Origin of the sequence: Frankia sp. Cppng1_Ct_nod (assembly GCF_920656135.1) — a bacterium.
GTDB lineage: Bacteria > Actinomycetota > Actinomycetes > Frankiales > Frankiaceae > Protofrankia > Protofrankia meridionalis.
Genome location: NZ_CAKKTK010000034.1, coordinates 20,690 through 45,518, shown reverse-complemented (window position 1 = coordinate 45,518; position 24,829 = coordinate 20,690). Strand labels below are relative to the sequence as shown.

The following is a 24,829-nucleotide window of genomic DNA, read 5'->3' as shown; positions in this document are numbered from 1 at the left end:
AAGAGTGTTACCCGGAGAGACCGGCACCGATACGGACGCGAATGGCGCGGGCCGAGGGAGGCAGCGACGTGGAGAACAAGAAGGGCGACGGTGGTCGTCCCCGTCGCAGCCAGCGCGACAGCGCGACCCAGGCAACCACTTCAGCAACAAGCTCACATGCGGGGGCTTCAGGAACGAGGACACCGGCTCGTCGCTCCGCAGGTACGCAGCGGGATGCCCGGTCCTCCGGTGACGGCCTGGCGGAGAAGCGTTGGCGTACGGCCCGCGAGGCCCGACGTGAGGCCGGGACCACCGGTGGACGTCAGCAGGGTGGACGTCAGCAGGGCCGCTATCGCGACCAGTCATCGGCGGACGGTCGCCCCACATACGGCAACCCTGCCCGGCGATCCTCCTCCGGTGGGGACCGCCCGTCGGAGTACGGGTCGAGTGTCCGGGGTGGGCCCGGATCCCGGCCCCGGGTGCAGAACGATGAAGGTGGCCGTAGGTCACTTCGCCCGGCGGGTACCCGTGCGGGTGCGGGTGCGCGTGGCGAAGCGCGGCAGCCCGCTGAGGACAGGCGCGAGTTCCGCGGATCTGACCGGGGAGGGCACCGGCAGAGCGGGGCGGGGCGCACGGAATCCGCGCAACATCCGGAAAGCAGGCAACGCCCGGCCGCGCAACGGCCTGCCGGGCAGGGGAACGCTGCCGAGAGGTGGGCACGGCAGGGGTCCAGAAGCGACGGGTCGGCGGCATCGCCTCGGACGTCGGGTGATCGGACGTCGGGTGATCGGACGTGGCGTGATTCGTCCGTTTCTCGCGGGCGGGGTGGCAGCGAACGGGGGCCGGAGAGGGACCGAGGCTTCGGGCCGTCACGTGCCGGAGCCGCAGAGCGTGGCCGCGGTTCGGATGACCGCAGGTCGTTCGGCAGGCCCACGGGCGAGCGCTCCGCACAGCCGCCCCGGGTGTCTCGAGGTGAGGCGCCCTCTCGGGCATCCCGGGGTGATGGGCCTGTCCGTAGCCGTGGCGCCGACGATCGCTTCACCGATCGACGAGGTGGAGCTGACGGCACACGTCGTACGCCGCCTGCCGCGGTGGCTCCGAGGACGGCTGCTGGCCGGTCCGCTTCCGATCGCTACGCTGCCCCTTCCCCTGGCCGTAGCACTGGGGAGCGGCCCGCTGACCACTCCCGCGGATCTGCCCCGCAGCGGCGGACGCCGTCGGGTGAGACCTCGCAGCGTCCGGGGCGCTCGGGTGATTCCCGTGATTCCCGGGAGCGGGAGCGGGGCGCGCAGCGTCCGGGCGGCGATCGGAGATCGGACGGACGGACGGCTCCTGCGGACCGGTCGGGTTCAGCCCCCTCCGAGATGAGCAGACAGGGCACGCCGGGACGCAACGCACCGCGTTCGGGTGCACCTGACCGCGGCGCGTCCAGGCAGGGGACGTCCGGGCGCGGCACGCCGGAATCGCGTACGCGTGGGGGCAGACCGACCGGATCGAGATCGTCGGGACCTGAGCGCGCCAGGCCCACCGCCGGCCGCGGTGGTGCGGTGGGCTCCGCCGGAACAGGGGCTCCTCGAAATCGTCCGACGGGTACCGACAGCGGAACGGATGCCAGCGGACGAACGGCTCGCGACACGGGGAGCAGACGCACACAGCGACCGGGACGGCTGCCCGCGCCGGCGCTCCCGGACACCGCCCGCGCCGAACTGCTGGACCATGAGATCACCCGGGAGCTGCGAGGTCTCGGTATCTCGGTTGCCGAGACCGTCGCCCGGCACCTGGTCGCCGCGGGTATCCATCTCGACGAGGATCCCGCGCTCGCGCTTGAGCACGCCCGGGCTGCCGCGGTGCTTGCGTCCCGTATCGCCGCTGTGCGCGAAGCGGTCGGACTCGCCGCCTATCACGCCGGGGAATTCACCACGGCGCTCGCGGAACTACGTGCGGCGCGCCGTATCGACGGCTCCCCGCGACACCTTCCCGTGATGGCGGACGTGGAACGGGGGCTCGGACGTCCCGAGCGGGCGTTGTTGCTCGCCCGCGATCCGGGTGCGGCCGAACTTGACGAGGCAGGCCGGATCGAGCTGCTGATCGTCCTGTCGGGGGCACGCCGCGACCTGGGTGAGCCGCAGGCAGCGGTCCTGCTGTTGCAGGACGAGGTGACCGCATCCGGGCTGAAGCAATGGACCCCGCGACTGTGGTACGCCTATGCTGAGGCGCTTTTGGCCGCGGGCCGTCCCACCGACGCGACGCGCTGGTTCACCTCGGCGGCGACCATTGACGAGGCCGGCGAGACCGACGCCGCCGACCGGGCCGCGCTGCTCGACGACGGCGAGCCGGACCCGACCGCGGACAAGGCCGGTTCCTGACCTCCGCCGGTTCCTGACTTCAGCAAGCATCCGGCGCCGGGCATGATGCCCGGCGCCGGATCTGTTAATCGGGAATATGGCGGTTGATCCGAACCACAGCAGGTGGCCCGGACTACTGCGCGTCCACAGGACGGATCAGCAGGCCGCTTCGTGGCTTGGGGGTGAACAACGTGGACTTGCGCGGCATGCGTTCGCCGGCGGCAGCCACGGCGGCGACATCCGCTGCCGGCGTCGGGTTCAGCAGGAGCGCGGTCGCGCCCGTCTCGACAGCGGCCGCGATGGCGGCGGGGGCGTCGTGACGGTAGCCGACCACGTCCTCGGTGTCCGCCAGGCCCCAGACCTTCACGATCAGTGCGAGATGCGCGACGGTGACGTCCAGCCCGCGGAAGGCGGCGGACCGGTCCGCTGGTAGTGCCTCCGCGAGCAGCGCCGGATCCGGATCCGTCAGCAGGAACGCCACCTGGCCGTCAGTGATGACAAAGGCATGGCCGTCCTGGCCGGCCTTGGCCAGTTCGCTCAGCAGATCCGCCCCGGTCGGGTCTCCGACGGCGTCCATGGCAGTTACCCGGAAGGCCGGGGCGGCCCGGTGGGCTGCCTCGACGACATCGAGGCCGGCCACGACCCGGTGGATCGCGTGGACCTGTGGCCCGGACACCCGCGCGTCGGCGAGGAACGCCAGGCCGAAGTCCCACGGCCCCGGGCCGTCCCCGGCGGCGTGCCGGTCCGCCTGATAGCGGCGGTAGGTCGCATACCGGTGATGCCCGTCGGCGATCACCGCCCGTCGCTCGTGCAGGTCCTCGGCGATGCGGGTCAGCATGTCCGGGTCGGTCAGCGCCCAGATCCGGTGTGAGACGCCGTCGTCGGTCGTGGTGGTCAGCAGCGGTGGGGTGGTGACGGTGGCCGAGACGATCTGGCTGGTGGCCCCGCCACCTTCGTACAGCAGAAAGATCGGCTCAAGGTTCGCCTCGGTGGCGACGGTCAGGGCGAGTCGGTCGGTGACCGGGCCCGCCATCGTGTTCTCATGGGGAAGGATGATCCCCGCGTCCGGGTCGGCGAGAGCGACGGCACCGACCAGACCCCGCTGGATGTGGCCGCCGTGCGACTCCTCGTAGACGTACAGCGCGGGGGTTTCGTCGCGACGCAGGACCCCGGTGGAAATCCACTTACGCAGCGTGTCCCCGGCGCGGGGGTACCGACTCGCGGGGGAGCCCTCGTCGATGTCACGGGGAAGGATCAGCCGGACGACGTTGTGGGGATGCGTGGCCTCCAGCGCCGTGACCCCGGCATCGTCGATCACGTCGTACGGCGGGGCGGTTCGCGCCGCCAGGTCGGGACCGTCACCGACCGCGTACCGCAGTGCCCGGAACGGCGAGAGGACCAGCCCGTCGGGCGTCGGCAGGACCGGATCGGGAGCACCCATGCCCGAATCGTATGGGGTTACCAGCACAGGTGCTCGGACCCGGTCGAGCAACGGTGCGTGTGCAGGGAAACCGATCAGTGCGATCGGTGGGAGCGTAACCCTGTTTCCGGCGACACTGGGAGGCGGAGCATATCAACTAGACGTCCGGCCGCCATCGGCGTCGGCTGACGTGCGCGTCGGTGGTCTGGCAGGCGCCGTACAGCAGGCGTGATTTCCACCATATGGCGATACGGCAGGTGCGACGCAGCGACAACGAGGGAGGCGCGGATGTCGGGTGGGCACGATGGACCGGTGGCCGGTGAACCAGGTGGATCGTCTCGCGGGTGGCTGTCGTCCGCCGGCACCGGCCCCGGTGGAGGCAGCCCCGGTGGTGAGGTCTACGACTGGTATACCCGGGGGATCGCCCTGCTCGATCGGGGCAACGCGAACGCCGCCGTGCAGCTGCTGGCTCATGCGGTGGCCGCGGAACCGGGCTCGCGCAGTGTCCGGGAGGCGCTGGCCCGCGCTCAGTTCGACGCCGGCCAGTACCGCGCCGCTCGGGAGAGTTTCGCTTGGATAGTCGACCACGACCCGGCGGACGACTATGCGCAGTTCGGGCTCGGGATGGCGGCCCGCCGAACGGGCGACCTGCGCGCCGCCGTGGAGCATCTGGCACTCGCCGCGGCGATGCGTCCGGACCTCCGGCATTACGGCCAGGCCCTGCGGGGTGCCCGGGCCGCCCTCAACCGGCCATGACCGGCTACGGCAACCCGGCCGTGACGGAAAGCAGGGGCCCGATGTGCCCGATGGGCTCGTCGCATCCGCTGTCGGCGTCGCCGTCCGTGCTCGTCGACGCCTTTGACGTCGCCCTGATGGACCTCGACGGCGTGGTGTACCGCGGATCCGAAGCGGTGCCACACGCCTCGCGGGCGATCGCGTCCGCCCGCGCCCACGGGATGCGTGTGGTGTTCGTGACCAACAACGCCCTGCGCACGCCGGACGAGGTCGCGCGCCGGCTGGCGTCGTTCGGCGTGCCCGCGGTCCCGACCGATGTCATCACCTCGGCGCAGGCCGCCGCCCGGGTACTCGCCGCACGTCTGCCCGGCGGTGCTGCTGTCCTGGTCCTCGGTGGTCGGGGGCTGCGCGACGCGGTGAACGACGTGGGCCTGCGGCCTGTTGCGACCGTCGAGGAGCAGCCCGCCGCGGTGGTCCAGGGATTTGACCCCGACATCGACTACGCCCGGCTTTCCGAGGCGGCCCTCGCGATCCGGGCTGGCGCGGTGTGGGTCGCGAGCAATGCCGATGCGACCGTGCCGACCGAACGTGGCCTGATGCCGGGTAACGGCTCACTGGTCGCGATGCTGCGTACCGCGACCGGTTCCGAGCCGATAGTGGTCGGCAAGCCTGAGCGGGCATTGCACGAGGAGTCGGTCCGCCGCAGTGGGGCGCGCTACCCGCTGGTGGTCGGAGATCGCCTGGACACCGACATCTCCTCCGCGGTCCGCTCGGGTACACCGTCCCTGCTGGTGCTGACCGGGGTAGTCGGTCCGGGTGACCTTCTGCGCGCCGAGCCGCTGTACCGACCCACCTACCTGTCGGCCGACCTGCGCGGCCTGTTCGCCGGCCACCCGAGCGTCGTGGTGAACGGTGATGGGGTGCCGCCGCAGGGGGTGGAAGTGGGCGGCGGCCCGCGCTCTGACGACGTGTCGGCGGTGTGCGGCAGCTGGGTCGCGCAGGTGCGCGATTCGACCTTGACCTGGCGCCGAGCAGGGCCGACGACCCGGGCAGGCGGTACGCGCGGCACTGTGGACGGCGTTTTGTCAGCTGACGGCATGCCACCGGACGACGGGCTGGACGCCCTGCGGGCAGCGTGCGCCGCCGGGTGGGCCGCGGCGGACCGGGGCGCTCCCGTCCGGGCGCTGGCCGGTACCAGGCCGCCCGGCTGTGCCGATCTTGGTTAGCGTCCGTTCGACGTCCGGAGCAGATGGCCCCTACAGCCCTGTACTACGGCCTGGCGCGGGCACGGGGTCTTGAGTTTCCGGGTTGTAGTCGCGGTACCGCGTTGTGTTGCCTGACGCCGACGGCGGTGATGATGATCCCGAGGAGCGGCAGCCAGATCTCGAGGGAAGCGATCTGGACGTGGCGCAGGACGACCTGCGTGTCGTCGGTGGTGACGCCAACAAGCCAGCCGACCGCGCTCCCGAGCACGCCGGAGAGGATCTCCAACCTGCGGCCGGGATGGGAGCCACCCCTGATCGCGGACACAATCTCGGCGGGCCCGTCGACGATCCAGAACAGAGCGTCGCCGAGAAACTGGGCATGAGGCTCGACCACTACGAGGTGCTGCACGGCACCGACAGCGCCGTCCATACGATCAGCCGCACCGAGTGGGTGGCATGGACCACCGGCTGACCTCACCATGTCTGGCACTGGCAGCATGAGCGGCCGACTCGGCGAAACTTGACGACCGGCAGCCGGACGTCGAGTTTGAACTCGACGCCGTCCTATCGCGGTGGGTACGGAAGTGAGCCCCGGGAGATCCTGCCGGACGACAGGGCCTGGGGCTTCGCGCTGTCTACCCTCCGTCAGTACCCGATCGAGATGATCGTCAGCCGGGACTCGATCGTCTTCACGAACGCCGGCTCGCCGGTGCGGGCACGCGTCATCGCCCCGCAGACGGCGTCGGCAGCCACAGCAGCGGCTCCGCCGGGCCGGGGGAGATGATCCATCCGTAGGACACTGGACACGGCCTTGATTGCGCGGAGAACGTCAATCATTTTCCAGTCGCGCTGGTCGTCTGCCGGTCCCCGGGATTCCAACACCATCCGTATGACGCCCATCTGGTCGAGTTCGTAGCACAGGCGCTTCAGGCACTGCTTCCGCCGGCGTTCGGATTGTTCACCCTGCCGCCCGTCGTAGACGACCACCAGGTGCTCGACAGGTGCCCCGGCCACCTCTTCGATGATGGCGTGACGGCGCCTGTCGGACTCGTCGCGCCAGTGAAGCTTGCGCTGCCCGGGCTGCAGCAGTTCCCGCATTATGTTACGTGTTTGTCCTAGATTGTCAGTATCCCCCACTGCGGCGGCGAGCATGTAGGTATTCGGGTCGAGCCGGCTGTCCGACTCCGTCTCGTCGACGTAGGCATGCCACCCGAGGGAAGGCCCGGCGCTCACGGTGCCGACCTGGACAGCCGGAAAGACGGTGGGTCGCCGCCCACCCGCCGAAACCGGGACCCGTCGGTCACGTCAACCGAGTCTGCCAGCACCCCGTCACAGGTCCGGGCGCAGCCCAGCGCGGACGCCGGATCGCCCTACAGCAGTGAGCGCATCCGCAGCAGATCCCGGATGCTCGCGTCCACCTTCAGCCGGCCGCTCGACCAGGCCGAGGTGAACCGGAGGCTTCCGTCGGCCATGGCGATGAGATCGTCGCTGCTGACGGTGAACGTCACCTGGGCCGCTTCGCGTTCGCCCTCGTCGATGTCGAGGAGGTTGCCGCCGCGGAGTTCCGCGGAGAAGCTCGTCCCCAGATCGGGGATCCGGCACACGATCGTGCGATCGGGCGTCAGACCGCGCACGCGGTCGTCCGCGAGTTCGTTGAGCCGGTCCGCCAGCGTGCGTAACGCCGCCGCGCACTGCTGCGTGGTCGCCATGCCGGCCGGTTCCTCCCTTCCGCTGGGCCGTGTCCCCCGGGGAGGCAGCATTCCCCACGAGGGTCGGGGCCGCCACCGGTGGCCTGTCAGCGAGTGGCTAGGCCATCGCGCACCGCACCGCACCACCGTTGATCATATTTGCCGTCGACCATTCCGTTGCCGATGGTGGTCCCGGTGACATGTCACCGGCATGACGTCGCCATGACGAACGGCGGTCCGTTGTCCAGGAGGCTAGTCTTCGTGGGTCGGTCGGTGGGTCTTCGACACGGCTCGAGGGTGAATCCGCGACCGGCGGCCACCGGTCGCGCCGAGGCGAAACACGTGCACGCGGTGTACCTGTCCGCAACGGTCACCACTGCGGACGGGATCCGGGCATGCTGGATGGGACGACAGCGGCGTGCCGCGGGGTGACGGCCCTGCCGTCGCTGTTACGGAAGAGGAACACCTCATGACCGTTGACGTCCCGGACGATGTCCGTGGCGCGCTCGCCCAGGTGGACCGGTTGCCCGCACTGCCGGTGTCAGCGCACGTCGCTGTTTTCGAGGAGGTCCACCGGCTCCTGGACGGCGTGCTGTCGGATCTTGACGGGGTCGCGCCCACCGGTTCGCGGTCGGGGATGCCCGGCCCGCCGCGTCCGCCCGACAAGTCCGGCCGGGCATCAGCGTGAGTGGGACGAGGCGTTCTGTCATGGTCCGCAGGACACGGCTGGATCGGGAACTCGTCCGGCGGGGCCTCGCGCGTTCCCGGGAGCAGGCCGGCGAGGCGATCACGGCGGGCCGTGTCCGGGTGGCGGGGCGTCCGGCCACCAAACCCGCGACGGTCGTGGACGACGCGACGCCGATTGTGATCGTCGCCGGCGACGATCCCGGCTATGCGTCGCGGGGCGCGCACAAGCTGCTCGCGGCCCTGTCCACCTTCGGCGGTGATGATCCACCCCTGCGGGTGGCGGGGCGGCGATGCATGGACGCCGGGGCGTCCACCGGTGGCTTCACCGACGTCCTGCTGCGCCACGGTGCCGGTGAGGTCGTCGCGGTCGACGTCGGATACGGCCAGCTGGCGTGGAACCTGCGTACCGACCCGCGGGTCCGCGTGCTCGAGCGCACCAACGTCCGGTACCTCACCGTCGAGGACATCGGGGAACCGGTCGACGTGGTCGTCGCCGACCTGTCGTTCATCTCCCTGCGGCTGGTGCTGCCGGCGCTGCGGACGTGCGCCCGGCCTGACGCGGATTTCGTCGTCCTGGTCAAACCGCAGTTCGAGGTCGGGCGTGCGGGGCTCGGACCGGGCGGGGTGGTGCGGGACGTGACCCTGCACGAATGGGCGGTGCGGGAGGTGGCCGCGGCCGGGGCCGGGCTGTCGCTCGGTGTCCGCGGGGTCGTCGCGAGCCCGCTGCCAGGCCCGGCGGGCAACGTCGAGTATTTGCTGTGGCTTACCGGGAACGTTCCGTTCCTGTCCGGGCCGCGGCTCGTTGAGGCGATCACCGCCGCGGTCGCAGCCGGCCCCGCCGGTCCCGGTGCGCGCGGCGAGGCTTCCCGGCCGGACGGTTCCGTCGAGCCGGATGAGGACCGAGGATGAGCCGGGAGGTCCTGGTGGTGATCCATCCGCGCCGTTCGGTCGTGCGTGAGATCGCGCAGCGGGTTCTCGACCAGTTCGTCGCCGCGGGGGTCGCTCCGCGGGTCCTGCGGGACGAGGCCGAACTGCTCGACCTGCACTGCGAGAACGTCGTCCCCCCGGATGACGCCGCCGCGCTCGGGGTTGAACTCGTCCTCGTCCTCGGCGGGGACGGCAGTCTGCTGCGGGGCGCGGAACTCGCCCGCAGCGCCGAGGCCCCGCTGCTCGGGGTGAACCTCGGCCACGTCGGTTTCCTCGCCGAGGCCGAACCGGACGCGCTGGAGTCCACCGTCGACCATGTCGTCCGCAAGGACTACCAGGTCGAGGAACGGATGACCGTCGACGTGACCGTCCGCCACCGCGGTGAACTGACCTACCAGGGCTGGGCGCTCAACGAGGTGTCCCTGGAGAAGGTCGACCGGTCCCGGATGCTGGAATGCATCGTCGAGGTCGACAACCGCCCGCTGTCGCGGTGGGGATGCGACGGCATGATCTGCTCGACACCGACCGGGTCCACGGCCTACGCGTTCTCGGCCGGCGGCCCGGTCATGTGGCCGGGCGTCGAAGCCCTGCTGGTCGCGCCCATCAGTGCCCACGCCCTGTTCGCCCGACCGCTGGTGCTGGCTCCGACGTCGTCGGTCGCCGTGGAGGTGCTGCCCTCGACCCCGGCCGTACTGTCCTGCGACGGCCGGCGGTCGGTGGACGTCGTGGCGTTCTCCCGGGTCGAGGTGACGAGGGGACGCCGCCCGGTGCGGCTCGCAGTGGTGCACCCGCGGTCGTTCACGGACCGGCTGGTGGCGAAGTTCGGCCTGCCGGTGTCGGGATGGCGGGGGCGGACAAGGACCTGACCCGGCACTGACGGCTCATCTCGGGTGTGACTGTCACCGCGGACGTGACACGCCATAGAGTCACGTCTGTGCTCGAGGAGATTCGCATCCGCGGCCTCGGAGTCATCGACGACGCCGTGCTCGAGCTGGCATCCGGTCTGACCGTGGTCAGCGGTGAGACCGGAGCCGGAAAGACCATGATCGTCCAGGGTCTCGGGCTGCTCACCGGTGGGCGGGCCGACGCCGGCCTGGTCCGCCCAGGGGTGGCCCGGGCGTTCGTCGACGGGCGGATGGTCGTCGCGTCGGACGGTCCGGTGGTCGAACGCGTCCGGGATGTCGGCGGTGAGTGCGACGACGACGGCCTCGTGATCGGACGGACGCTGAGCGCCGAGGGACGCTCCCGCGCGCATGTCGGTGGGCGAGCGGTCCCGGCCACCGTCCTCGCCGAGATCACCGACGGCCTGATCGCCGTGCACGGCCAGTCCGACCAGCAACGGCTGCTGCGGGCGGGTGAGCAGCGCGCCGCCCTCGACCGGTTCGCGGGTGACGCGGTCGCCCGGCCGCTGGCGGTCTACACGGACGCGTACACGCGGCTGCGGAAGGTTTCCGTGCAGCTCGCCGAGATCGTCGAACGGGCCCGGGAGCGTTCGACCGAGGCCGAGCTTCTGCGGATCGGACTTGCCGAGATCGAACGGGTCGACCCGGCACCCGGTGAGGACACGGCGCTAGACGCCGAGCTGTCCCGGCTGGAACACGCCGAAACGCTGGTGGCGGCGGCGAGCAGCGCCCACGCGGTGCTGGTGAGCGACCCCGCGACCGGTGACGGTACGCCGGGCGCCGCCGACCTGCTGGGCACCGCGCACCGCATCGTCGCCGCGCAGGCGTCCCTCGATCCCGACCTGTCGGACCTGGCCGGCCGTCTCCACGAGGTGGGGATGCTGCTCGCCGACGTTGCCGCGGACCTTGCCTCCTACGCTGCCGGGGTCGAGTCCGACCCGGTCCGCCTCGCCGCCGCCCAGGACCGTAAGGCGGCACTGCTGGGCCTGTCCCGCGCGCACGGTACAGATCTGACCGGGGTTCTGGCATGGGCCGAGACGGCCGGGTGGCGGCTGCTCGAGCTCGACTCCGACACGGACCGGGTCGGCGCGTTGACGTCCGAACGCGACCGGCTGGTGGCCGAGCTCGCCGCGCATGCGGATGAGATCAGTACGGCTCGCCGCGCCGCCGCGGACCGGTTCGCCGCGGCCGTGGCCACCGAGCTCGCGGTCCTGGCGATGCCCAGGGCGCGGGTCGAGGCGGTGGTCTCCCGGCGTGCCGATCCCGTGGGCATCCCCGTCGACGGACAGTTGGTCGCCTACGGGCCGACCGGGGTCGACGAGGTGGAACTGCGCCTGGTGCCGCATCCGGGAGCGCCGTCACGTCCCGTGCATAAAGGGGCGTCCGGTGGCGAGCTGTCCCGGGTGATGCTTGCCATCGAGGTGGTGCTCGCCGCCGGCGACGTGACCACGACGATGGTCTTCGACGAGGTGGACGCCGGGGTGGGTGGACGCGCCGCGGTCGAGGTCGGGCGGCGGCTCGCCCGGCTCGCCCGGACCCACCAGGTGATCTGCATCACCCATCTGCCGCAGGTGGCGGCCTTCGCCGACCGCCATCTGGTGGTGACGAAGGCCGACGACGGTTCGGTGACCCGCAGCGGTGTGGTGACCCTGGACGACGCCGGCCGGGTGCGGGAACTGTCCCGGATGCTCGCCGGCGTCGAGGAGAGCACGATGGCGCGTGGCCACGCCGAGGAGCTGCTGGCCAACGCCGCCGCCGACAAGAACGCCGCCGACAAGGCGCGGTAGCCCGGACCGTCTCTTCATCGTGGGCCGGCATCGAATGGTGAACCCCGCCAGCTGTAGGTGGAAACCGTCGCTATGACAACGGAAATGACCTACACGGTCCGTCGAGAGCGCACCTGGAGCCGGGAACCGGAACCGAGGCGAAGGTCACAGCGGTGTGGGGACGCTGGGCGTGTACTTGTGTGTTCAAGCAGTATCCCCTGAGGCCCCCGGGCGCGTGAGAGGAGCAGTGATCGCGTGCCCTTTGGCCTCGATCGCCGGGCCTCATGGCAACCATCGACTATCAGGAGTCCCTACCTTAATGACCATCACCGATACCGGCAGTAGCGCTCTTGTGCTGGATGCCGCTGCTGCGGATCTGCTGTTCCACACGGCCCGAACTGCGAACACCTTCAGTGACGAGCCGGTGTCCGATGAGCAGGTCCGCGCTATCTACGATCTGGTCAAGTGGGCGCCGACCAGCATGAACGCGCAGCCGTTGCGGATCGTCCTGGTCCGCTCGTCCGAGGCACGCGAGCGGCTGGTACCGCACCTCAGCCCGGGTAACCAGACGAAGACGCAGTCCGCGCCGCTGGTGGCCATCGTTGCCGCGGATGTCGACTTCCACGAGAACCTGCCGCAGGTCTTCCCGCATCTGCCGAACGCCAGGGACTTCTTCACCGAGCCGGTCGCCCGCGAGCAGACCGCGCGCTTCAACGCCGGCCTGCAGATCGGTTACCTCATTCTGGGGATCCGTGCCGTGGGGCTCGCCGCCGGCCCGATGACGGGCCTTGACACCGCCGCCGTCGACAAGGAGTTCTTCGCCGACCAGCCACTGCGCACCCTGGCTGTGATCAACATTGGCAGGCCCGGAGAGAACCCGTGGTTCGGCCGCAGCCCACGGCTGGACTACGAGCAGGTCGTCTCGGTTCTCTGACGCCCGTTTCCCGCACTCGCACCCTGCCCCTGTGCGACCGGCGCGTTCCGGTGGACGATCTGGCCGTCGCGACCGAGAACGCGGTGCCGGCCGACGAGGACCAGCCCGAGTTCGCCGGCCCCGAGTTCGCCGCCCATGGTGTAGGCGGGCAGGGCTGCGGTGACACGTGCCCGATCGATCAGCGGTACGAATCCCCCTTCCGTCCCAGTGACGGACGGTATGGGCCTACTGGTGGGTACGGATCTGCCGGACGTGGTCGAGGCGGGCGGGGAGCAGGGGTGTTACCGTGAAATCCCGTGGACTGGCCGGGTACGGTCCGGCTGGCAATACCCACGGAAGGGTCTCAGCGTGGCGCAGGCGCACGTGACCAGGCACATCTTTGTGACCGGAGGTGTGGCCTCCAGTCTCGGCAAGGGGCTTACCGCCTCCAGCCTCGGTCGCCTCCTCAAGGCACGTGGCCTCCGGGTCACCATGCAGAAGCTTGATCCATACCTCAACGTCGACCCCGGCACGATGAACCCGTTCCAGCACGGGGAGGTCTTCGTCACCGACGACGGTGCCGAGACCGATCTCGACATCGGCCACTACGAGCGGTTCCTGGACGTCGATCTGGACGGCAGCGCCAACGTCACCACCGGCCAGGTCTACTCGGAGGTGATCGCGCGGGAACGCCGCGGCGGTTATCTCGGGCAGACCGTGCAGGTCGTTCCGCACATCACCGACGAGATCAAGGACCGGATCCGTCGGCTTGCCACCGACGCGGTGGACGTGGTCATCACCGAGGTGGGCGGAACCGTCGGTGACATCGAGTCGCTGCCCTACCTGGAGGCGATCCGGCAGGTCCGCCACGAGGTGGGACGCGACAACGTCCTGACCGTCCACGTGAGCCTGGTGCCCTACCTCGCTCCGTCCGGAGAGCTCAAGACCAAGCCGACACAGCACTCGGTCGCGGCGCTGCGCAGTATCGGCCTCCAGCCGGACGCGGTGGTCTGCCGCTCGGACCGCCCGTTGCCGGATGCGCTCAAGAACAAGATCGCGCTGATGTGCGACGTGGACGACGAGGCCGTGGTCGGGGCGCCGGACGCGGTCTCCATCTACGACATTCCCAAGGTGCTGCACCGCGAGGGGCTCGACGCCTACGCGGTCCGCCGTCTCGGCCTGCCCTTCCGCGACGTCGACTGGACCGAGTGGGACACCCTGCTGCGCCGGGTCCACTGCCCGGCCGGGCTGGTCACCATCGCGATTGTCGGCAAGTACGTAGACCTGCCGGACGCCTACCTGTCGGTGACCGAGGCGGTGCGCGCGGGCGGGTTCGCGGTGAACGCCCGGGTGGAGATCAGGTGGGTGCCGGCGGACTGCTGCTCGTCCCCGGAGACCACCGCCGCCGCGCTGGACGGGGTGGACGGGGTGCTCGTCCCGGGCGGCTTCGGCATCCGCGGGATCGAAGGCAAGATCGAAGCGTTGCGGCACGCGCGGAAGAACATGATCCCCGCTCTCGGTCTCTGTCTGGGCCTGCAGTGCATGGTGATCGAGGCCGCCCGCAACATGGCCGGGCTCGTGGACGCGAACTCCACCGAGTTCGAGCCGGACACACCGCATCCGGTGATCTCCACCATGGCGGACCAGCGGGCGGTGGTCGCGGGCGAGCGGGACATGGGCGGCACGATGCGCCTCGGGCTGTACCCGTGTGCGCTGGTGCCCGGGACGCTTGCTCGACGGGTGTACGGGACCGCGGAGGTCGGCGAGCGCCACCGGCACCGTTACGAGGTCAACAACGACTATCGTGAACGGCTCACCGCGGCCGGGCTGGTGATCTCCGGGACGTCGCCGGACGGTCGGCTCGTCGAGGTCGTCGAGCTTCCGCCCGAGGTCAATCCCTTCTACGTCGGTACGCAGGCGCATCCGGAGTTCCGGTCCCGGCCGACCCGTGCTCACCCGCTGTTTCGTGGGCTGGCCGCGGCAGCGGTCACCCATGCCGAGCAACGCACCGGGGTGCTGCCCGTCGAGGTCCCGGCCGGAATCCGGGACGGCACAATCGGAGACCCCGGAATCGGAAACCCCGGAATCGGGACCGTGGGCGGCCAGTCGCCGTCCACCGGCATGAACGGTGAGGAGCTGGTGTCGTCGTGACCGCCCACAACATGACCGCCGATGACGGGATCGCCGATGGGGTGACGGCGGACGACGGGACCGGCTACCGGTCCGAAACCGGACACCACTACGAGGTTGTGGACAGCGAGGTCACTTTCGCTGGACGGATCATCGCGGTTCGCCGGGACATCGTGCGGATGCCGGACGGAGTCGTGTCCCAGCGTGACATTGTCATGCACCCGGGAGCCGTCGGTGTGGTCGCGCTCGACGAGGCCGGCCGGGTGGTGATGGTGCATCAGTACCGCCATCCGGTCCGCCGGGCGCTGTGGGAGCTGCCCGCCGGAATCCTGGACGTGGCAGGGGAGCCGCCCGCGCAGGCGGCAGCCCGCGAGCTCGCCGAGGAGGCGGGCCTGACCGCCACCCGGTGGGATCTGCTGGTCGACGTCCTCGCCTCGCCCGGGATGACCGACGAGGCGTACCGGGTCTTCCTCGCTCGTGATCTTGTGGAGATCCCGGCCGTGGACCGGCACGTCGGCGTCCACGAAGAAGCGGACATGCGGACGGCGCGGGTGGACCTCGACGAGGCCGTGGCCCGCGTCCTGTCCGGCTCGATCACCAACGCGATGGCCGTGGTCGGGCTGCTCGCGGCGGCGACGGCACGGGCGGACGGATTCAACTCGCTGCGTCCGGTGGACGCGCCGTGGCAGGACCGTCCCGGCGCCGGCTGATCCCGCGCGCTGATCCCGCGCGCTGATCACCCGCGCGCTGTTACCCGTGTGCCGTCAGCCGTTGCCGGTGAGAACCCCGGTGGCCTCGTCGACGACGATGGCCGCGTTCACGGCGAGGACGACCGGGGCGAGCGGGAACGCCTGCGCGACACCAGGCACGGCAAACGTGCCTGCCCAGGTCACCGTCAGCGTGACGGTGTAGGTGCCGGGCCGGGCGTAGGCATGTGCGACGTAGGCGTCGGGGTGGTCCTTGGGCGAGATCGCCGGATCGTAGGGGCGGCCGGGTGCATCCTGGCCGAACGTGCCATCCCCGAAGTCCCAGCGGTAGTGGGGCACCGCGCTGATCGTGGCCAGCACGGGCTGGTCGACGTTGAAGGTGAAGGCCGGGGGGACCGGCGTGTAGAGGACCGTGAGGAGGTTGGCGAAACTTCGCCCGTTCGGCTGGATGACGAGCGTGGGCCGTGGCAGCGCCTGTTCCCGCAGGTAGTTCACGAGTGCTGCCTGTACCTGGGGCAGGGTCGGGGGTGCGCCGGGCGCGGCGGCCGGGTCGCACCCCGCGTTCGTCGCTATCGCCGCGTCCGGGAAGGCCGCCCACAGGGCATTCTGGAAGTTGGCGAGGGCCTCCTGGGGCTTGAGATTGCAGAAGTCGACCGGTACGGAGCAGTCCGGGCATGGATCGGTTACTCCGGCACGCGCCGTGGTGCCCGCCCCGGTGGCAGGCGTCCGCTTCAGCCGTCCGTCGCTGAAGGTGTAGATGTAGCCGTTGTCGGTGGCGCGTGTGTCGCAGGATCCCCACGGCGTCGAGCAGATCAGGTTTGTCCGCTGGGCGTCCGGCGCCGCGTCGACGGAGGTCGCCGTCGGCAGACTTACCGTGACGACGAACAAGCCGACCGCCAGCAGCCGCAGGATGTTCGTTCGACGTACGCGTGGATTTCGACGTACGCGTGGACACCGATATCCGGTCATGACGGCCCTCTGGAGTACAGGACGTTCTCGATGCGCCATCCGGTGGCGGTCAGCGAGAGCGTCGCGGTGGCTGCCCGGGGTGGTTGAGCGGGTTGGGACTCGATGGTGTGCCCGGCCGCGTCGAGCAGGTGGATGGCCCTGATCGTCACAGTCATCCGCGCGGTGATCATCTTGTCTCCGAGTGGACCCATGGTCACCGGACCGACTGCGAGAGGGCCGACATCGGCGTGCACGCCCCGGGCATGGAACGTGCGGGTCGCCTCGATGTCGAGCATGCACGTCTGGCATCCGGGCATGGCGGTTGCGGTCACGTCCGCCACCCGTCCCTCCAGACTGGCTCTGTCGATCTCCTCGAAGTATGCGTTGACCGTGGCCAGCGCCGCCCGGGTGGGATCGGTGCTGGCGGCACCGGACTGCGCCGGCGCTGTGGTCGGTGGCCCGGCGGTCACGGTCCGATCGCCGGCCGACTGCAGTGCCGGTGCCTGGGGTGGAGCGGACGCACCGGTGACGTTCGTGCCGTTACCGCAGCCGGTCGTCACCATGATGACGGCAGCGGACAGCAGATACAAGACATACCGTGACGGTTTGCTGTCTGTCCGCATGCATCGGAGGATAACCGCATATTGCTGCCGGCGCGGAACGGGCCCCCCGAACAACAGGCGCCGCACCGCCTCGCCGGGGGATGTCGTCCAATGGCACCCACGGTCCCCGAAGGCACCTACACTCACGTCGATGGTGAGCGCAGGCATACCGGGCGGGTTCTCGACCCGTGGGGTCCGGCCGGCCCAGGTTCATGGGGTTGGCATGGTGCTGGTATCGCGCCGGTGAGCGGTTCGGTTGACCCGGGGCCTGTGGTCGAGCGCTTTCTCGATCACCTGGAAGGGGAGCGCGGGCTCGCGCGCAACTCCCTCCTCGCGTATCGGCGTGACCTTCGCCGTTACCTTGAGCACCTTGGCGCGCGCGGGGTGCGGTCCCTGGCGGACGTGGACGAGTCCGAGGTGGCCGAGTTCGCCGCCACGTTGCGCGAGGGCGCGCAGGGGCATCCGCCGCTCGCGGCGTCATCGGTGGCCCGGATGCTGGTCGCCGTCCGGGCGTTGCATCGCTTTGCCACGCAGGAGGGTGAGGTGAGCACCGACGTCTCCCAGCCGGTCCGGCCACCGACCCCGCCACGTCGGTTACCCAGGGCGCTTACGGTGGACCAGGTAGCGGCTGTTCTCGCCGCCGCGGCCGGACCGGCCGGTTCCGATCCCGTGGAAGGCAGCCGGCGGGATCGGGCGGTTGCGTTGCTGGAGCTGTTGTACGGCACGGGCGCACGGATTTCCGAGGCGGTGGGCCTCGACGTCGACGACCTTGATCTGGATGCGGCGTCGGTGCGCCTGCAAGGTAAGGGCGGTCGAACCCGGGTCGTCCCGCTCGGCCGGTATGCCCGGGAGGCGCTCTCGGCGTACCTGACCCGGGCCCGTCCCGTGTTGGCGAGTCGGCGCGCGTCCCCGGCGGTGTTCCTGTCCCGCAGGGGGAACCGCCTGTCGCGGCAGAGCGCCTGGACGGTGCTGCGGACCGCGGCACTCGCGGCGGGTGTCGAGGGTGTGTCACCGCATGTACTGCGGCATTCCTTCGCGACGCACCTGCTGGACGGTGGCGCGGATGTGCGGGTCGTGCAGGAGCTACTTGGTCATGCGTCGGTCAGCACCACCCAGATCTACACGTTGGTGACTGTGGACCGGCTCCGTGAGGTGTATGCGACGTCGCACCCACGCGCGCTGGGCAGCCATCGACCGGTCCGGGGCTGACCACACCGAGGTCTGCCCAGCAGCCGTTGGGCCGGGAGCCGTTCGTCCGGCAACAACTCGGCAACAACTCGGCAAGGGCGACAGCCGGCCAGGTGGTGGTTGCCGCAACCACCACAGCCGGTCGGTCACACCCGGGTGGCCATCCGTAGCCGCCGCCGGGGCGACGGCTGGAGTGCTAGGACGGGGTGTAGGGCCCCAGGCTCGGCATGCCGTTGGACGGAGCCGGTGCGGGAACACCACCCACGCCACCCACGTTCTGTGTGCTGCGTTCGGCCAGCGTTTCGCCGACCTTGCGTGCGATCGCCTCCATCAGGCGCAGTGCCTGCGGCAGCGACAGGTTGAGCACCACTTCGCTGTCGTTCGTCATCGCGAAGCGAACCGATACGTCCGCCATTGCTCGACCTCTCCCGCCTGACTCCGTAGATCTCTCCGCTGTCCGTGGAATGGAACGGTACGACCCGTCGTCGAACGACGTGCGCCCGGGGCTCCCCATACCACCATGGATATCACGCAATGTCATATCCCGTTCGCGAAGCGTCGCAGTCATGGAGTTGCGTCCGTCGTTCACCTTCCACCGCTCCTTTGCCTGGTCGGTACGGCTACGTCTCCGAAAAGACTGGGCCCCCGGCGTTTGCCAACCTTCCGCGGAACGATCTAAACCCGTAGCTGTCATGTTGTGTAGGTATAGTCTCCTATCGGCTTTGCCGCCGGACGGCGGGGGTGCCTGAAGGTGAATCCGGCTGTGGGGTTATCCTCAACGCGCGGCCCGGTGCCCAGAAACCAGGCAATGGTCGCCGACGGCGATCGGTGGGTTCTGATCGGAGCGCCCCGAAAGCGGGTTGTGCGGCAGGATGCGCTTATGGGTTCACTTCGTGATCTACCTGATGTCTCGCTGTTGACGATCTCCATTCTTGGTGGGACCGGCCCGCAGGGCCGCGGACTCGGCCGCCGGTTCGCCATCGCAGGCAACCAGGTCGTGCTCGGTTCGCGTTCCGCCGAGCGTGCGCAGGAGGCTGCCGCGGAACTGAGCGCGGCCGACCTGCCTGTCGTCGGCGCGGACAACTCCACCGCCGCGGCCAAGGGCGACATCGTGATCGTCGCGGTGCCCTGGGACGGCCACGGGGAACTGTTGGTCAGCCTGCGTTCCGAACTGGCAGGGAAGATCGTCGTCGACTGCGTCAACCCGCTGGGTTTCGACAAGGGCGGCGCGTTCGTGCTTGCGGTACCAGAGGGAAGCGCCGCCCAGCAGGCCGCCGCGCTGCTGCCGGACAGCACGGTCGTTGCCGCGTTCCACCATGTCAGCGCGGTGCTGCTGGCCGATGAGACGGTCGACGAGGTCGACACCGACATCCTCGTACTGGGCGATGACCGCCAGGCCACGGACACCGTCGCGGCCCTTGCGAGCAGGATCGCCGGTATGCGCGGGGTATATGCTGGCAAGCTGCGCAACGCCGCGCAGGTCGAGGGGCTGACCGCCAACCTCATCTCGGTGAACAGGCGCTACAAGGTACACGCGGGTCTGCGGGTCACCGACATCTGAGCTTCCCCTGAAGATTGCCTTCGGTGTCCGGCGATGGTGAAGGATCTTCCGGTGGTCGCCTTCGGTGATCTTCAGGGAACCCTGCTTCCGGGGTCGGGCGTCGTGGGGGTACGTACCGGAGGAGCCGATGGTGGCCATGGGCGTCATTGATGATCTGGGGCTTGAGGTGGATGTGCCTCGCCGGATCACCCGGGTGGTCTCGCTCGTCCCGAGCCTCACCGAAGCCATCGCGGTGACCGCGCCCGGACTCCTCGTCGGGGCGACGGACTGGTGCGTGCGCCCGACCGAACTTGAGGTGGTCCGGGTACGGGGGACGAAGAACCCGGACGTCGCACGGATCATCTCGCTTGCTCCTGACGTGGTATGCGCCAACGCCGAGGAGAACCGGGCCGTCGACCTTGACTCGCTGCGCGTCGCAGGGATCCCGGTGTGGGTGACCGCGCCGACCACCGTGGACGCCGCGCTGGTGAGCCTCGACCGGATGCTGTGTCACGGCTGTGGGCTTGACCGGCCGACGTGGCTGGACGCCGCGGTGCGGACGTGGGCGGTGCCGCACCGGGGCCCGCGGCGGACGGCTCTCGTCCCGGTGTGGCGACGGCCCTGGATGGCCGTGGGGCGCGAGACCTTCAGCGGTGACGTCCTGCGCCGGCTCGGGATCGACAACGTGCTGGCCGACCACCCGCAGCGTTATCCCCGGATACGCCTGGAAGACATGCCGGCATGCGATCTGGTGGTGCTGCCCGACGAGCCGTATCCGTTCGGTCCCACCGACGGCCCGGAGGCGTTCGCAGGCATGACGACAGCGTGTGTGTCCGGTCGTCACCTGACCTGGTACGGGCCGTCCCTGGTGTCGGCCCGCGCGGTGCTCGACGCCCAGCTCGCCCAGCCCGTCATCGCACGGCCCTGACCGGGTGGAGCCGGGCTGGGAACTCGGCGTCCACCCGTGGGGCCGCGATCAGGTGGCAGAGCATGCACCCGTCAGGACGGGGGAAGTCTCCTCACTGGTAGCTGTGTTCGATCGTGGGGAAGGTGCCGTCGCGGACATCCTCGGCGAACCGCAGTGCCGCTTCGGTCAGCGTCGAACGTAGGTCGGCGTAGCGCCTGACGAACCGGGGAGGCCGGCCTTCGGTAAGCCCCGCCATGTCCTGCCAGACCAGAACCTGCGCGTCGCAGTCCGTGCCGGCTCCGATGCCGATGGTCGGGACTGTCAGTTCCTTGCTCACCCGGGAGGCCAGGTCGGAGGGGACGACCTCCAGTACGACGGCGAACGCGCCGGCCGCCTCCAGCGCGAGTGCGTCCGCGAGCAGGGCCTCGCCCGCGTCACCGCGTCCCTGCACCCGGTAGCCGCCGAGGACGTTCACGCTCTGCGGGGTCAGGCCGAGGTGGGCCATGACCGGGATGCCGGCCGCCACCAACGCGGCGACCTGCGGTACCACCCGGACGCCGCCTTCAAGCTTGACCGCCTGGGCGCCTCCGTCCTTCAGGAAACGCGCCGCGCTGGCCAGTGCCTGCTCGACGGACCCCTGATAGGAGCCGAACGGCAGGTCCGCGACGACCATCGCATGGGTGGTGCCGCGCACGACCGCCCGTACGAGCGGCAGCATCTCCTCCATGGTGACCGGGACGGTCGTGTCGTAGCCGTAGACGACATTGGCCGCCGAGTCGCCGACGAGCAGTACGGGCACGCCCACCTCGTCGAAGATCCGAGCCGTGGTCGCGTCGTAGGCGGTGAGCATCGCCCATTTCTCTGCGCGGTCCTTGGACGCCTGCACATCCCGGACGGTGGTCCTGCCCCGGCGCGGCGAGGCGCCGCCGGCCGTGGTGGTCCGAGCCGGTGTCGTCGAAACGCCCGGTGCGGTCGGCGCACCGTACAGCGTCGCCTCCGCGGCCACTGAAGTGACCTGGGAACACACCTCTGCTGTGGTTTCCATCCGATCTCCTGTGAGTCCGTCCAGGCGCTGGCGCGTCCCGGCGTGCCTACCATGCTGCCACCGCTCCGGTGGTAGCGCCGTGCGTGCTACCAGCCGTTTCCTGCCGGTCTGACCGGGCACACGGATGGTGACGGCGTGGGCGGGGCAATGAAACGGATGCGTGTGAGCGCGGCTCACCGTAAGCTTCGATCTTGGATTGTTGAGGCGTCCCAAAAACGGCGGACGGCGGGATCGATGCAGCACAGATCGATGCAGCACAGATCGATGCAGCACAGATCGATGCAGCACAGACCGACGCAGCACAGACCGATGCAGCACAGACCGATGCAGCACAGACCGACGCGGCGCAGTGGGCCCGGCAACGGTGTGCACAGGCAGATCCGGGCAGGTAGGCGGGTCCGGGCGGTAGGCCGTGTCGCGCGAGGCGACCGGGTCGGCCATCTCGTCGGAGGATGCGCGGCACGGTGTGCGCGGTGACGATGTCCGCCGGGCGTGCCCCCGGCTCGGCGCGGTCGGCGGGAACCGGCATGCCGTTCCGTACACCGGGACGCCCCCGCGACACCCGCTGTGACGATGCGATCATCAGTGCGACGCTGCAGGCGCTTGCGGACAGCGGATTCACCGGGTTGTCGATGGAGGCGGTCGCCGCCCGGGCCGGAGTCGGCAAGGCAACGGTGTACCGGCGATGGCCGAGTAAGGACGCGCTGGTCTCGGACGCCCTGCGGACGCTGGCCAACGTGTCGGGTGGGGTGGAGACCGGGTCACTACGAGATGATCTTGTCGCCTGGCTCAACACCGTGCGCCGGCACAACATCCAGACGTTGTCCGGACGCATCATGCCGAGGCTGCTGGCCGAGAAGGAAGCCCACCCGGACCTGTTCGAGGCCTACCGCAAACGTGTCATGGCGCCGGCACGGGAACGGGTCGCCACCGTGCTGCGTGGCGGCGTCGTGTCGGGAGAGCTGTGCCCCGATATCGATATCGACCTGGTCACCGACATGCTGATCGGACCTGTCGCGTACTGGCAGTACACCGGTCATTCACATGATGTCAGCGGCTCCCGGGTCGCGGGCGTGGTCGACACCGTCCTGCGGGGGATCGTCCGACGTTCTGGACCCGGACCCGGACCCGGACCCGCCGGTCGGTCAGCCGCGGGCTGACGCACCGTCCATACCGCCGTCGAGCGGCGCGTCGGTGTTCGGCGTCGGGTGGTTCGGCGGTTCGGTGTTCGGCGACGGGGTTCCGCGCTCGCGCCAGCGGGAGGTGATCGGCAGCCGGCGGTCGCGGCCGAACGCCTTCGACGTCACCTTCGGCCCCGGGGGGTTCTGCCGGCGCTTGTACTCGGCGAGGTCCACCAGTCGGATTACCCGTTCGACGGTCTCCGGATCATGACCGGATGTGATCAGTTCGACCCGGCCCTGGTCGCGCTCCACGTAGTCGTCGAGTACCGCGTCCAGCGTCGAGTAGTCCGGGAGCCGGTCCGAGTCGAGCTGGCCCGGAGCAAGCTCGGCGGACGGCGGCTTGATGATGATCTCTTTTGGGATGGGTGGGGTCTCGCCGCGGCGGACCGCTTCGGCATTGCGCCACCGTGCGAGTTCCCACACGAGGGTCTTGGGTACATCCTTGATCGGTGCGAACCCGCCCGCGCTGTCTCCGTAGAGGGTGGAGAATCCCGTCGCGAGTTCACTCTTGTTGCCCGTGGTCAGAACAAGGTGACCATGGGTGTTCGACAGTGCCATCAGCAGTGTGCCGCGAACCCGGGCCTGAAGGTTCTCCGTGGCGAGACCACCCAGACCGCCGGTAGCGGCGAGCGCGGCGTGGAAAGCGTCGACCACCGGCTGGATCGGGGCCACAGTGTGCACGACACCGGTGCGCAGCGCCAGCTCCGCCGCGTCGTCCACCGATCCGGTCGACGAGTGCACCGAAGGCATTGCGACGGTGTGCACCCGGTCGGCGCCGAGGGCGTCCACCGCGACCGCCGCGACCAGTGCCGAGTCGATACCGCCGGACAGCCCGAGTACGACCGACCCGAACCCGTTCTTGCGGACGTAGTCGCGGGTGGCGGTGACCACCGCGGCGTACAGCTCGGCGGCGGGCTCCAGCCGGTGCGCCACGACAGGCGGTTGCGGTGGGTAGGACGGTACGGGTTCGCTCGTGAGCACGGTGCGGGTCACCGACATCACGGTGCCGTCGCCGGCGTCCACCGGGTCGATGCCGGGCGGGTCGGCCGGACCGGAAGGCAGGTCGAGGTCGACGGTCAGCAGCGTCTCGGTGAACTGTCCGGCGCGGGCGAGCAGCCGGCCGGTTGCGTCCACCGCGAGTGAGCCGCCGTCGAAGACGAGCTCGTCCTGGCCGCCGACCAGGTTGACGTATGCGAGCGCGGCCCGGGCCTCCCGGGCCTTTGTCGCGGACAGCTCGTCGCGCTGGAAGGCCTTACCCCGTTCGTAGGGGGATCCGTTGAGGCACACCAGCAGCCCGACCCCGGCCGTGCGGGCGACGGCGACGGGTCCACCGTCCTGCCAGAGGTCCTCGCAGATCGTGAGCCCGACATCGACTCCGTGGATGCGGAGCACGGGGAAGTCATAGCCGGGAACGAAGTAGCGGAACTCGTCGAACACGCCGTAGTTCGGCAGGTGGTGTTTGGCGTAGCGGGCCACGACCTCGCCCCGCCAGAGCACCGCCGCGGCGTTCTGCGGCTCACCGGCGGGACGACCCAGACGTGGCGTGGGATTACGGGAACGATCGAGATAGCCGACGATCACGGCCAGTTCACCGGCGCCCTCGTCGTCCAGGCGTCCGGCAAGATGGTCGACGGCGTCACGGGACGCCTGCGTGAACGACCGGCGCAGGACGAGATCCTCGGCCGGGTATCCGGTGAGTGTCATCTCCGGGAACGCCACCAGGTGGGCTCCACACCGCAGCGCCCGTCTCGTCCAGGTGCTCACCAGGTCCGCGTTGGCTTCAAGATCGCCGACTGTGGTGTTGACCTGGGCGAGCGCGACACGCAACTGGGCCATATGCGCAGCCTAGCCGGACGAAGATTCACCGATCGTCCTTGCTCCTGCCCGGTCCGGATCCGAAGGTAACGTGGGGTTACCGATTCGTTTGCCGGTGGGCAACGTCGGAGCGTTCGGGCAGGCCAGTCGCTATGGTCCTCCTGGACATGCCCAAGAACCCTCGCCCGCCCACTGATCC

General features: G+C 69.9%; 23 protein-coding genes. 15 read left to right on the top strand and 8 right to left on the bottom strand.

Annotation, left to right across the window (positions count from 1 at the left end):
- Positions 1-1,526: 1,526 nt before the first annotated feature.
- The gene (locus NBW77_RS12005) at positions 1,527-2,345 is read left to right on the top strand and encodes a tetratricopeptide repeat protein (protein ID WP_131747541.1); all 819 of its coding nucleotides are present in this window, start codon (positions 1,527-1,529) and stop codon (positions 2,343-2,345) included.
- 112 nt (positions 2,346-2,457) lie between these two features.
- Here NBW77_RS12005 and NBW77_RS12000 read toward each other — a convergent pair whose 3' ends face one another.
- Positions 2,458-3,765 (bottom strand): DUF1015 family protein, encoded by a 1,308-nt coding sequence (locus tag NBW77_RS12000; protein ID WP_250279699.1) that lies wholly within the window; start codon positions 3,763-3,765, stop codon positions 2,458-2,460.
- Positions 3,766-4,032: 267 nt separating this feature from the next.
- Here NBW77_RS12000 and NBW77_RS11995 point away from each other — a divergent pair, with 267 nt between their 5' ends.
- The 3 genes from NBW77_RS11995 to NBW77_RS11985 all read left to right on the top strand — a co-directional run bounded on the left by NBW77_RS11995 (position 4,033) and on the right by NBW77_RS11985 (position 6,156).
- Entirely contained in the window at positions 4,033-4,500 is a 468-nt protein-coding gene (locus NBW77_RS11995) for a tetratricopeptide repeat protein (RefSeq protein ID WP_131747540.1), read from the top strand.
- 50 nt (positions 4,501-4,550) lie between these two features.
- Positions 4,551-5,705 carry an HAD-IIA family hydrolase gene (locus NBW77_RS11990; RefSeq protein WP_242605953.1) on the top strand — a complete coding sequence of 385 codons (1,155 nt, stop codon included), beginning with the start codon at positions 4,551-4,553 and terminating at the stop codon, positions 5,703-5,705.
- Between the two features lie 103 nt (positions 5,706-5,808).
- Complete coding sequence (locus NBW77_RS11985) at positions 5,809-6,156, top strand: hypothetical protein (RefSeq protein ID WP_165486209.1); 348 nt, start codon at positions 5,809-5,811, stop codon at positions 6,154-6,156.
- Positions 6,157-6,329: 173 nt separating this feature from the next.
- Here NBW77_RS11985 and NBW77_RS11980 read toward each other — a convergent pair whose 3' ends face one another.
- On the bottom strand, positions 6,330-6,917 hold the full coding sequence (locus NBW77_RS11980; protein WP_131747537.1) for a hypothetical protein: 588 nt from the start codon (positions 6,915-6,917) through the stop codon (positions 6,330-6,332).
- A gap of 137 nt (positions 6,918-7,054) precedes the next feature.
- Positions 7,055-7,393, bottom strand: a complete 339-nt coding sequence (locus tag NBW77_RS11975) for an SCP2 sterol-binding domain-containing protein (RefSeq protein WP_131747536.1) — start codon at positions 7,391-7,393, stop codon at positions 7,055-7,057.
- A 448-nt stretch (positions 7,394-7,841) separates the two neighbouring features.
- Here NBW77_RS11975 and NBW77_RS11970 point away from each other — a divergent pair, with 448 nt between their 5' ends.
- From NBW77_RS11970 to NBW77_RS11940, 7 genes are all read left to right on the top strand, one after another.
- The gene (locus NBW77_RS11970) at positions 7,842-8,060 is read left to right on the top strand and encodes a hypothetical protein (protein WP_131747535.1); all 219 of its coding nucleotides are present in this window, start codon (positions 7,842-7,844) and stop codon (positions 8,058-8,060) included.
- Between the two features lie 20 nt (positions 8,061-8,080).
- Entirely contained in the window at positions 8,081-8,968 is an 888-nt protein-coding gene (locus tag NBW77_RS11965; RefSeq protein WP_131747534.1) for a TlyA family RNA methyltransferase, read from the top strand.
- Positions 8,965-9,852 (top strand): NAD kinase, encoded by an 888-nt coding sequence (locus NBW77_RS11960; protein WP_250279698.1) that lies wholly within the window; start codon positions 8,965-8,967, stop codon positions 9,850-9,852. The genes NBW77_RS11965 and NBW77_RS11960 overlap by 4 nt, the downstream gene beginning before the upstream one ends.
- Before the next feature lie 68 nt (positions 9,853-9,920).
- Complete coding sequence (gene recN, locus NBW77_RS11955; protein WP_250279697.1) at positions 9,921-11,675, top strand: DNA repair protein RecN; 1,755 nt, start codon at positions 9,921-9,923, stop codon at positions 11,673-11,675.
- 298 nt (positions 11,676-11,973) lie between these two features.
- Positions 11,974-12,588 (top strand): malonic semialdehyde reductase, encoded by a 615-nt coding sequence (locus NBW77_RS11950; RefSeq protein WP_131747533.1) that lies wholly within the window; start codon positions 11,974-11,976, stop codon positions 12,586-12,588.
- Between the two features lie 348 nt (positions 12,589-12,936).
- Positions 12,937-14,718, top strand: coding sequence for a CTP synthase (pyrG, locus tag NBW77_RS11945; RefSeq protein WP_131747532.1), 1,782 nt, complete (start codon positions 12,937-12,939; stop codon positions 14,716-14,718).
- An 11-nt stretch (positions 14,719-14,729) separates the two neighbouring features.
- Positions 14,730-15,407 carry an NUDIX domain-containing protein gene (locus NBW77_RS11940; RefSeq protein ID WP_131747548.1) on the top strand — a complete coding sequence of 226 codons (678 nt, stop codon included), beginning with the start codon at positions 14,730-14,732 and terminating at the stop codon, positions 15,405-15,407.
- A 54-nt stretch (positions 15,408-15,461) separates the two neighbouring features.
- Here the strand turns inward: NBW77_RS11940 and NBW77_RS11935 are convergent, their stop codons facing one another.
- Together NBW77_RS11935 and NBW77_RS11930 are read right to left on the bottom strand one after the other, a co-directional pair.
- Complete coding sequence (locus tag NBW77_RS11935; protein WP_242605952.1) at positions 15,462-16,373, bottom strand: PKD domain-containing protein; 912 nt, start codon at positions 16,371-16,373, stop codon at positions 15,462-15,464.
- Positions 16,370-16,975: a hypothetical protein gene (locus NBW77_RS11930; protein ID WP_131747530.1), complete on the bottom strand. Its 606-nt coding sequence runs from the start codon at positions 16,973-16,975 to the stop codon at positions 16,370-16,372. The genes NBW77_RS11935 and NBW77_RS11930 overlap by 4 nt, the downstream gene beginning before the upstream one ends.
- A 90-nt stretch (positions 16,976-17,065) precedes the next feature.
- Between NBW77_RS11930 and NBW77_RS11925 the strand changes: the two genes are divergently transcribed.
- Positions 17,066-18,163, top strand: coding sequence for a site-specific tyrosine recombinase XerD (locus tag NBW77_RS11925; protein ID WP_502799476.1), 1,098 nt, complete (start codon positions 17,066-17,068; stop codon positions 18,161-18,163).
- A 175-nt stretch (positions 18,164-18,338) separates the two neighbouring features.
- Here the strand turns inward: NBW77_RS11925 and NBW77_RS11920 are convergent, their stop codons facing one another.
- Positions 18,339-18,557, bottom strand: coding sequence for a hypothetical protein (locus tag NBW77_RS11920; protein WP_131747529.1), 219 nt, complete (start codon positions 18,555-18,557; stop codon positions 18,339-18,341).
- A gap of 465 nt (positions 18,558-19,022) precedes the next feature.
- On the opposite strand from NBW77_RS11920, the gene npdG reads away from it, so the two are divergent.
- Both npdG and NBW77_RS11910 read left to right on the top strand, forming a co-directional pair.
- The gene (gene npdG, locus NBW77_RS11915; RefSeq protein WP_131747528.1) at positions 19,023-19,703 is read left to right on the top strand and encodes an NADPH-dependent F420 reductase; all 681 of its coding nucleotides are present in this window, start codon (positions 19,023-19,025) and stop codon (positions 19,701-19,703) included.
- 127 nt (positions 19,704-19,830) lie between these two features.
- Positions 19,831-20,610, top strand: coding sequence for a helical backbone metal receptor (locus NBW77_RS11910; protein WP_131747527.1), 780 nt, complete (start codon positions 19,831-19,833; stop codon positions 20,608-20,610).
- A 91-nt stretch (positions 20,611-20,701) separates the two neighbouring features.
- Here NBW77_RS11910 and panB read toward each other — a convergent pair whose 3' ends face one another.
- A complete protein-coding gene (panB, locus tag NBW77_RS11905; protein WP_131747526.1) occupies positions 20,702-21,634 on the bottom strand; it encodes a 3-methyl-2-oxobutanoate hydroxymethyltransferase in 933 nt (310 codons plus the stop codon).
- Positions 21,635-22,098: 464 nt separating this feature from the next.
- Here panB and NBW77_RS11900 point away from each other — a divergent pair, with 464 nt between their 5' ends.
- Positions 22,099-22,794 (top strand): TetR/AcrR family transcriptional regulator, encoded by a 696-nt coding sequence (locus NBW77_RS11900; RefSeq protein WP_250279696.1) that lies wholly within the window; start codon positions 22,099-22,101, stop codon positions 22,792-22,794.
- Here NBW77_RS11900 and NBW77_RS11895 read toward each other — a convergent pair.
- Entirely contained in the window at positions 22,780-24,651 is a 1,872-nt protein-coding gene (locus tag NBW77_RS11895) for an NAD+ synthase (protein ID WP_131747524.1), read from the bottom strand. The two genes, NBW77_RS11900 and NBW77_RS11895, sit on opposite strands and share 15 nt — an antisense overlap.
- Between the last annotated feature and the right edge of the window lie 178 nt (positions 24,652-24,829).

What these genes read in the sequence shown, in the direction of transcription:
- NBW77_RS12000 (WP_250279699.1), bottom strand. Translation starts at nt 3,765, where the DNA reads ATGGGTGCTCCCGATCCGGTCCTGCCGACGCCCGACGGGCTGGTCCTC.
- NBW77_RS11995 (WP_131747540.1), top strand. Translation starts at nt 4,033, where the DNA reads ATGTCGGGTGGGCACGATGGACCGGTGGCCGGTGAACCAGGTGGATCG.
- NBW77_RS11990 (WP_242605953.1), top strand. Translation starts at nt 4,551, where the DNA reads ATGGGCTCGTCGCATCCGCTGTCGGCGTCGCCGTCCGTGCTCGTCGAC.
- NBW77_RS11975 (WP_131747536.1), bottom strand. Translation starts at nt 7,393, where the DNA reads ATGGCGACCACGCAGCAGTGCGCGGCGGCGTTACGCACGCTGGCGGAC.
- NBW77_RS11970 (WP_131747535.1), top strand. Translation starts at nt 7,842, where the DNA reads ATGACCGTTGACGTCCCGGACGATGTCCGTGGCGCGCTCGCCCAGGTG.
- NBW77_RS11965 (WP_131747534.1), top strand. Translation starts at nt 8,081, where the DNA reads ATGGTCCGCAGGACACGGCTGGATCGGGAACTCGTCCGGCGGGGCCTC.
- NBW77_RS11960 (WP_250279698.1), top strand. Translation starts at nt 8,965, where the DNA reads ATGAGCCGGGAGGTCCTGGTGGTGATCCATCCGCGCCGTTCGGTCGTG.
- NBW77_RS11950 (WP_131747533.1), top strand. Translation starts at nt 11,974, where the DNA reads ATGACCATCACCGATACCGGCAGTAGCGCTCTTGTGCTGGATGCCGCT.
- NBW77_RS11940 (WP_131747548.1), top strand. Translation starts at nt 14,730, where the DNA reads ATGACCGCCGATGACGGGATCGCCGATGGGGTGACGGCGGACGACGGG.
- NBW77_RS11935 (WP_242605952.1), bottom strand. Translation starts at nt 16,373, where the DNA reads ATGACCGGATATCGGTGTCCACGCGTACGTCGAAATCCACGCGTACGT.
- NBW77_RS11930 (WP_131747530.1), bottom strand. Translation starts at nt 16,975, where the DNA reads ATGCGGACAGACAGCAAACCGTCACGGTATGTCTTGTATCTGCTGTCC.
- NBW77_RS11925 (WP_502799476.1), top strand. Translation starts at nt 17,066, where the DNA reads ATGGCACCCACGGTCCCCGAAGGCACCTACACTCACGTCGATGGTGAG.
- NBW77_RS11920 (WP_131747529.1), bottom strand. Translation starts at nt 18,557, where the DNA reads ATGGCGGACGTATCGGTTCGCTTCGCGATGACGAACGACAGCGAAGTG.
- npdG (WP_131747528.1), top strand. Translation starts at nt 19,023, where the DNA reads ATGGGTTCACTTCGTGATCTACCTGATGTCTCGCTGTTGACGATCTCC.
- NBW77_RS11910 (WP_131747527.1), top strand. Translation starts at nt 19,831, where the DNA reads ATGGTGGCCATGGGCGTCATTGATGATCTGGGGCTTGAGGTGGATGTG.
- panB (WP_131747526.1), bottom strand. Translation starts at nt 21,634, where the DNA reads ATGGAAACCACAGCAGAGGTGTGTTCCCAGGTCACTTCAGTGGCCGCG.
- NBW77_RS11895 (WP_131747524.1), bottom strand. Translation starts at nt 24,651, where the DNA reads ATGGCCCAGTTGCGTGTCGCGCTCGCCCAGGTCAACACCACAGTCGGC.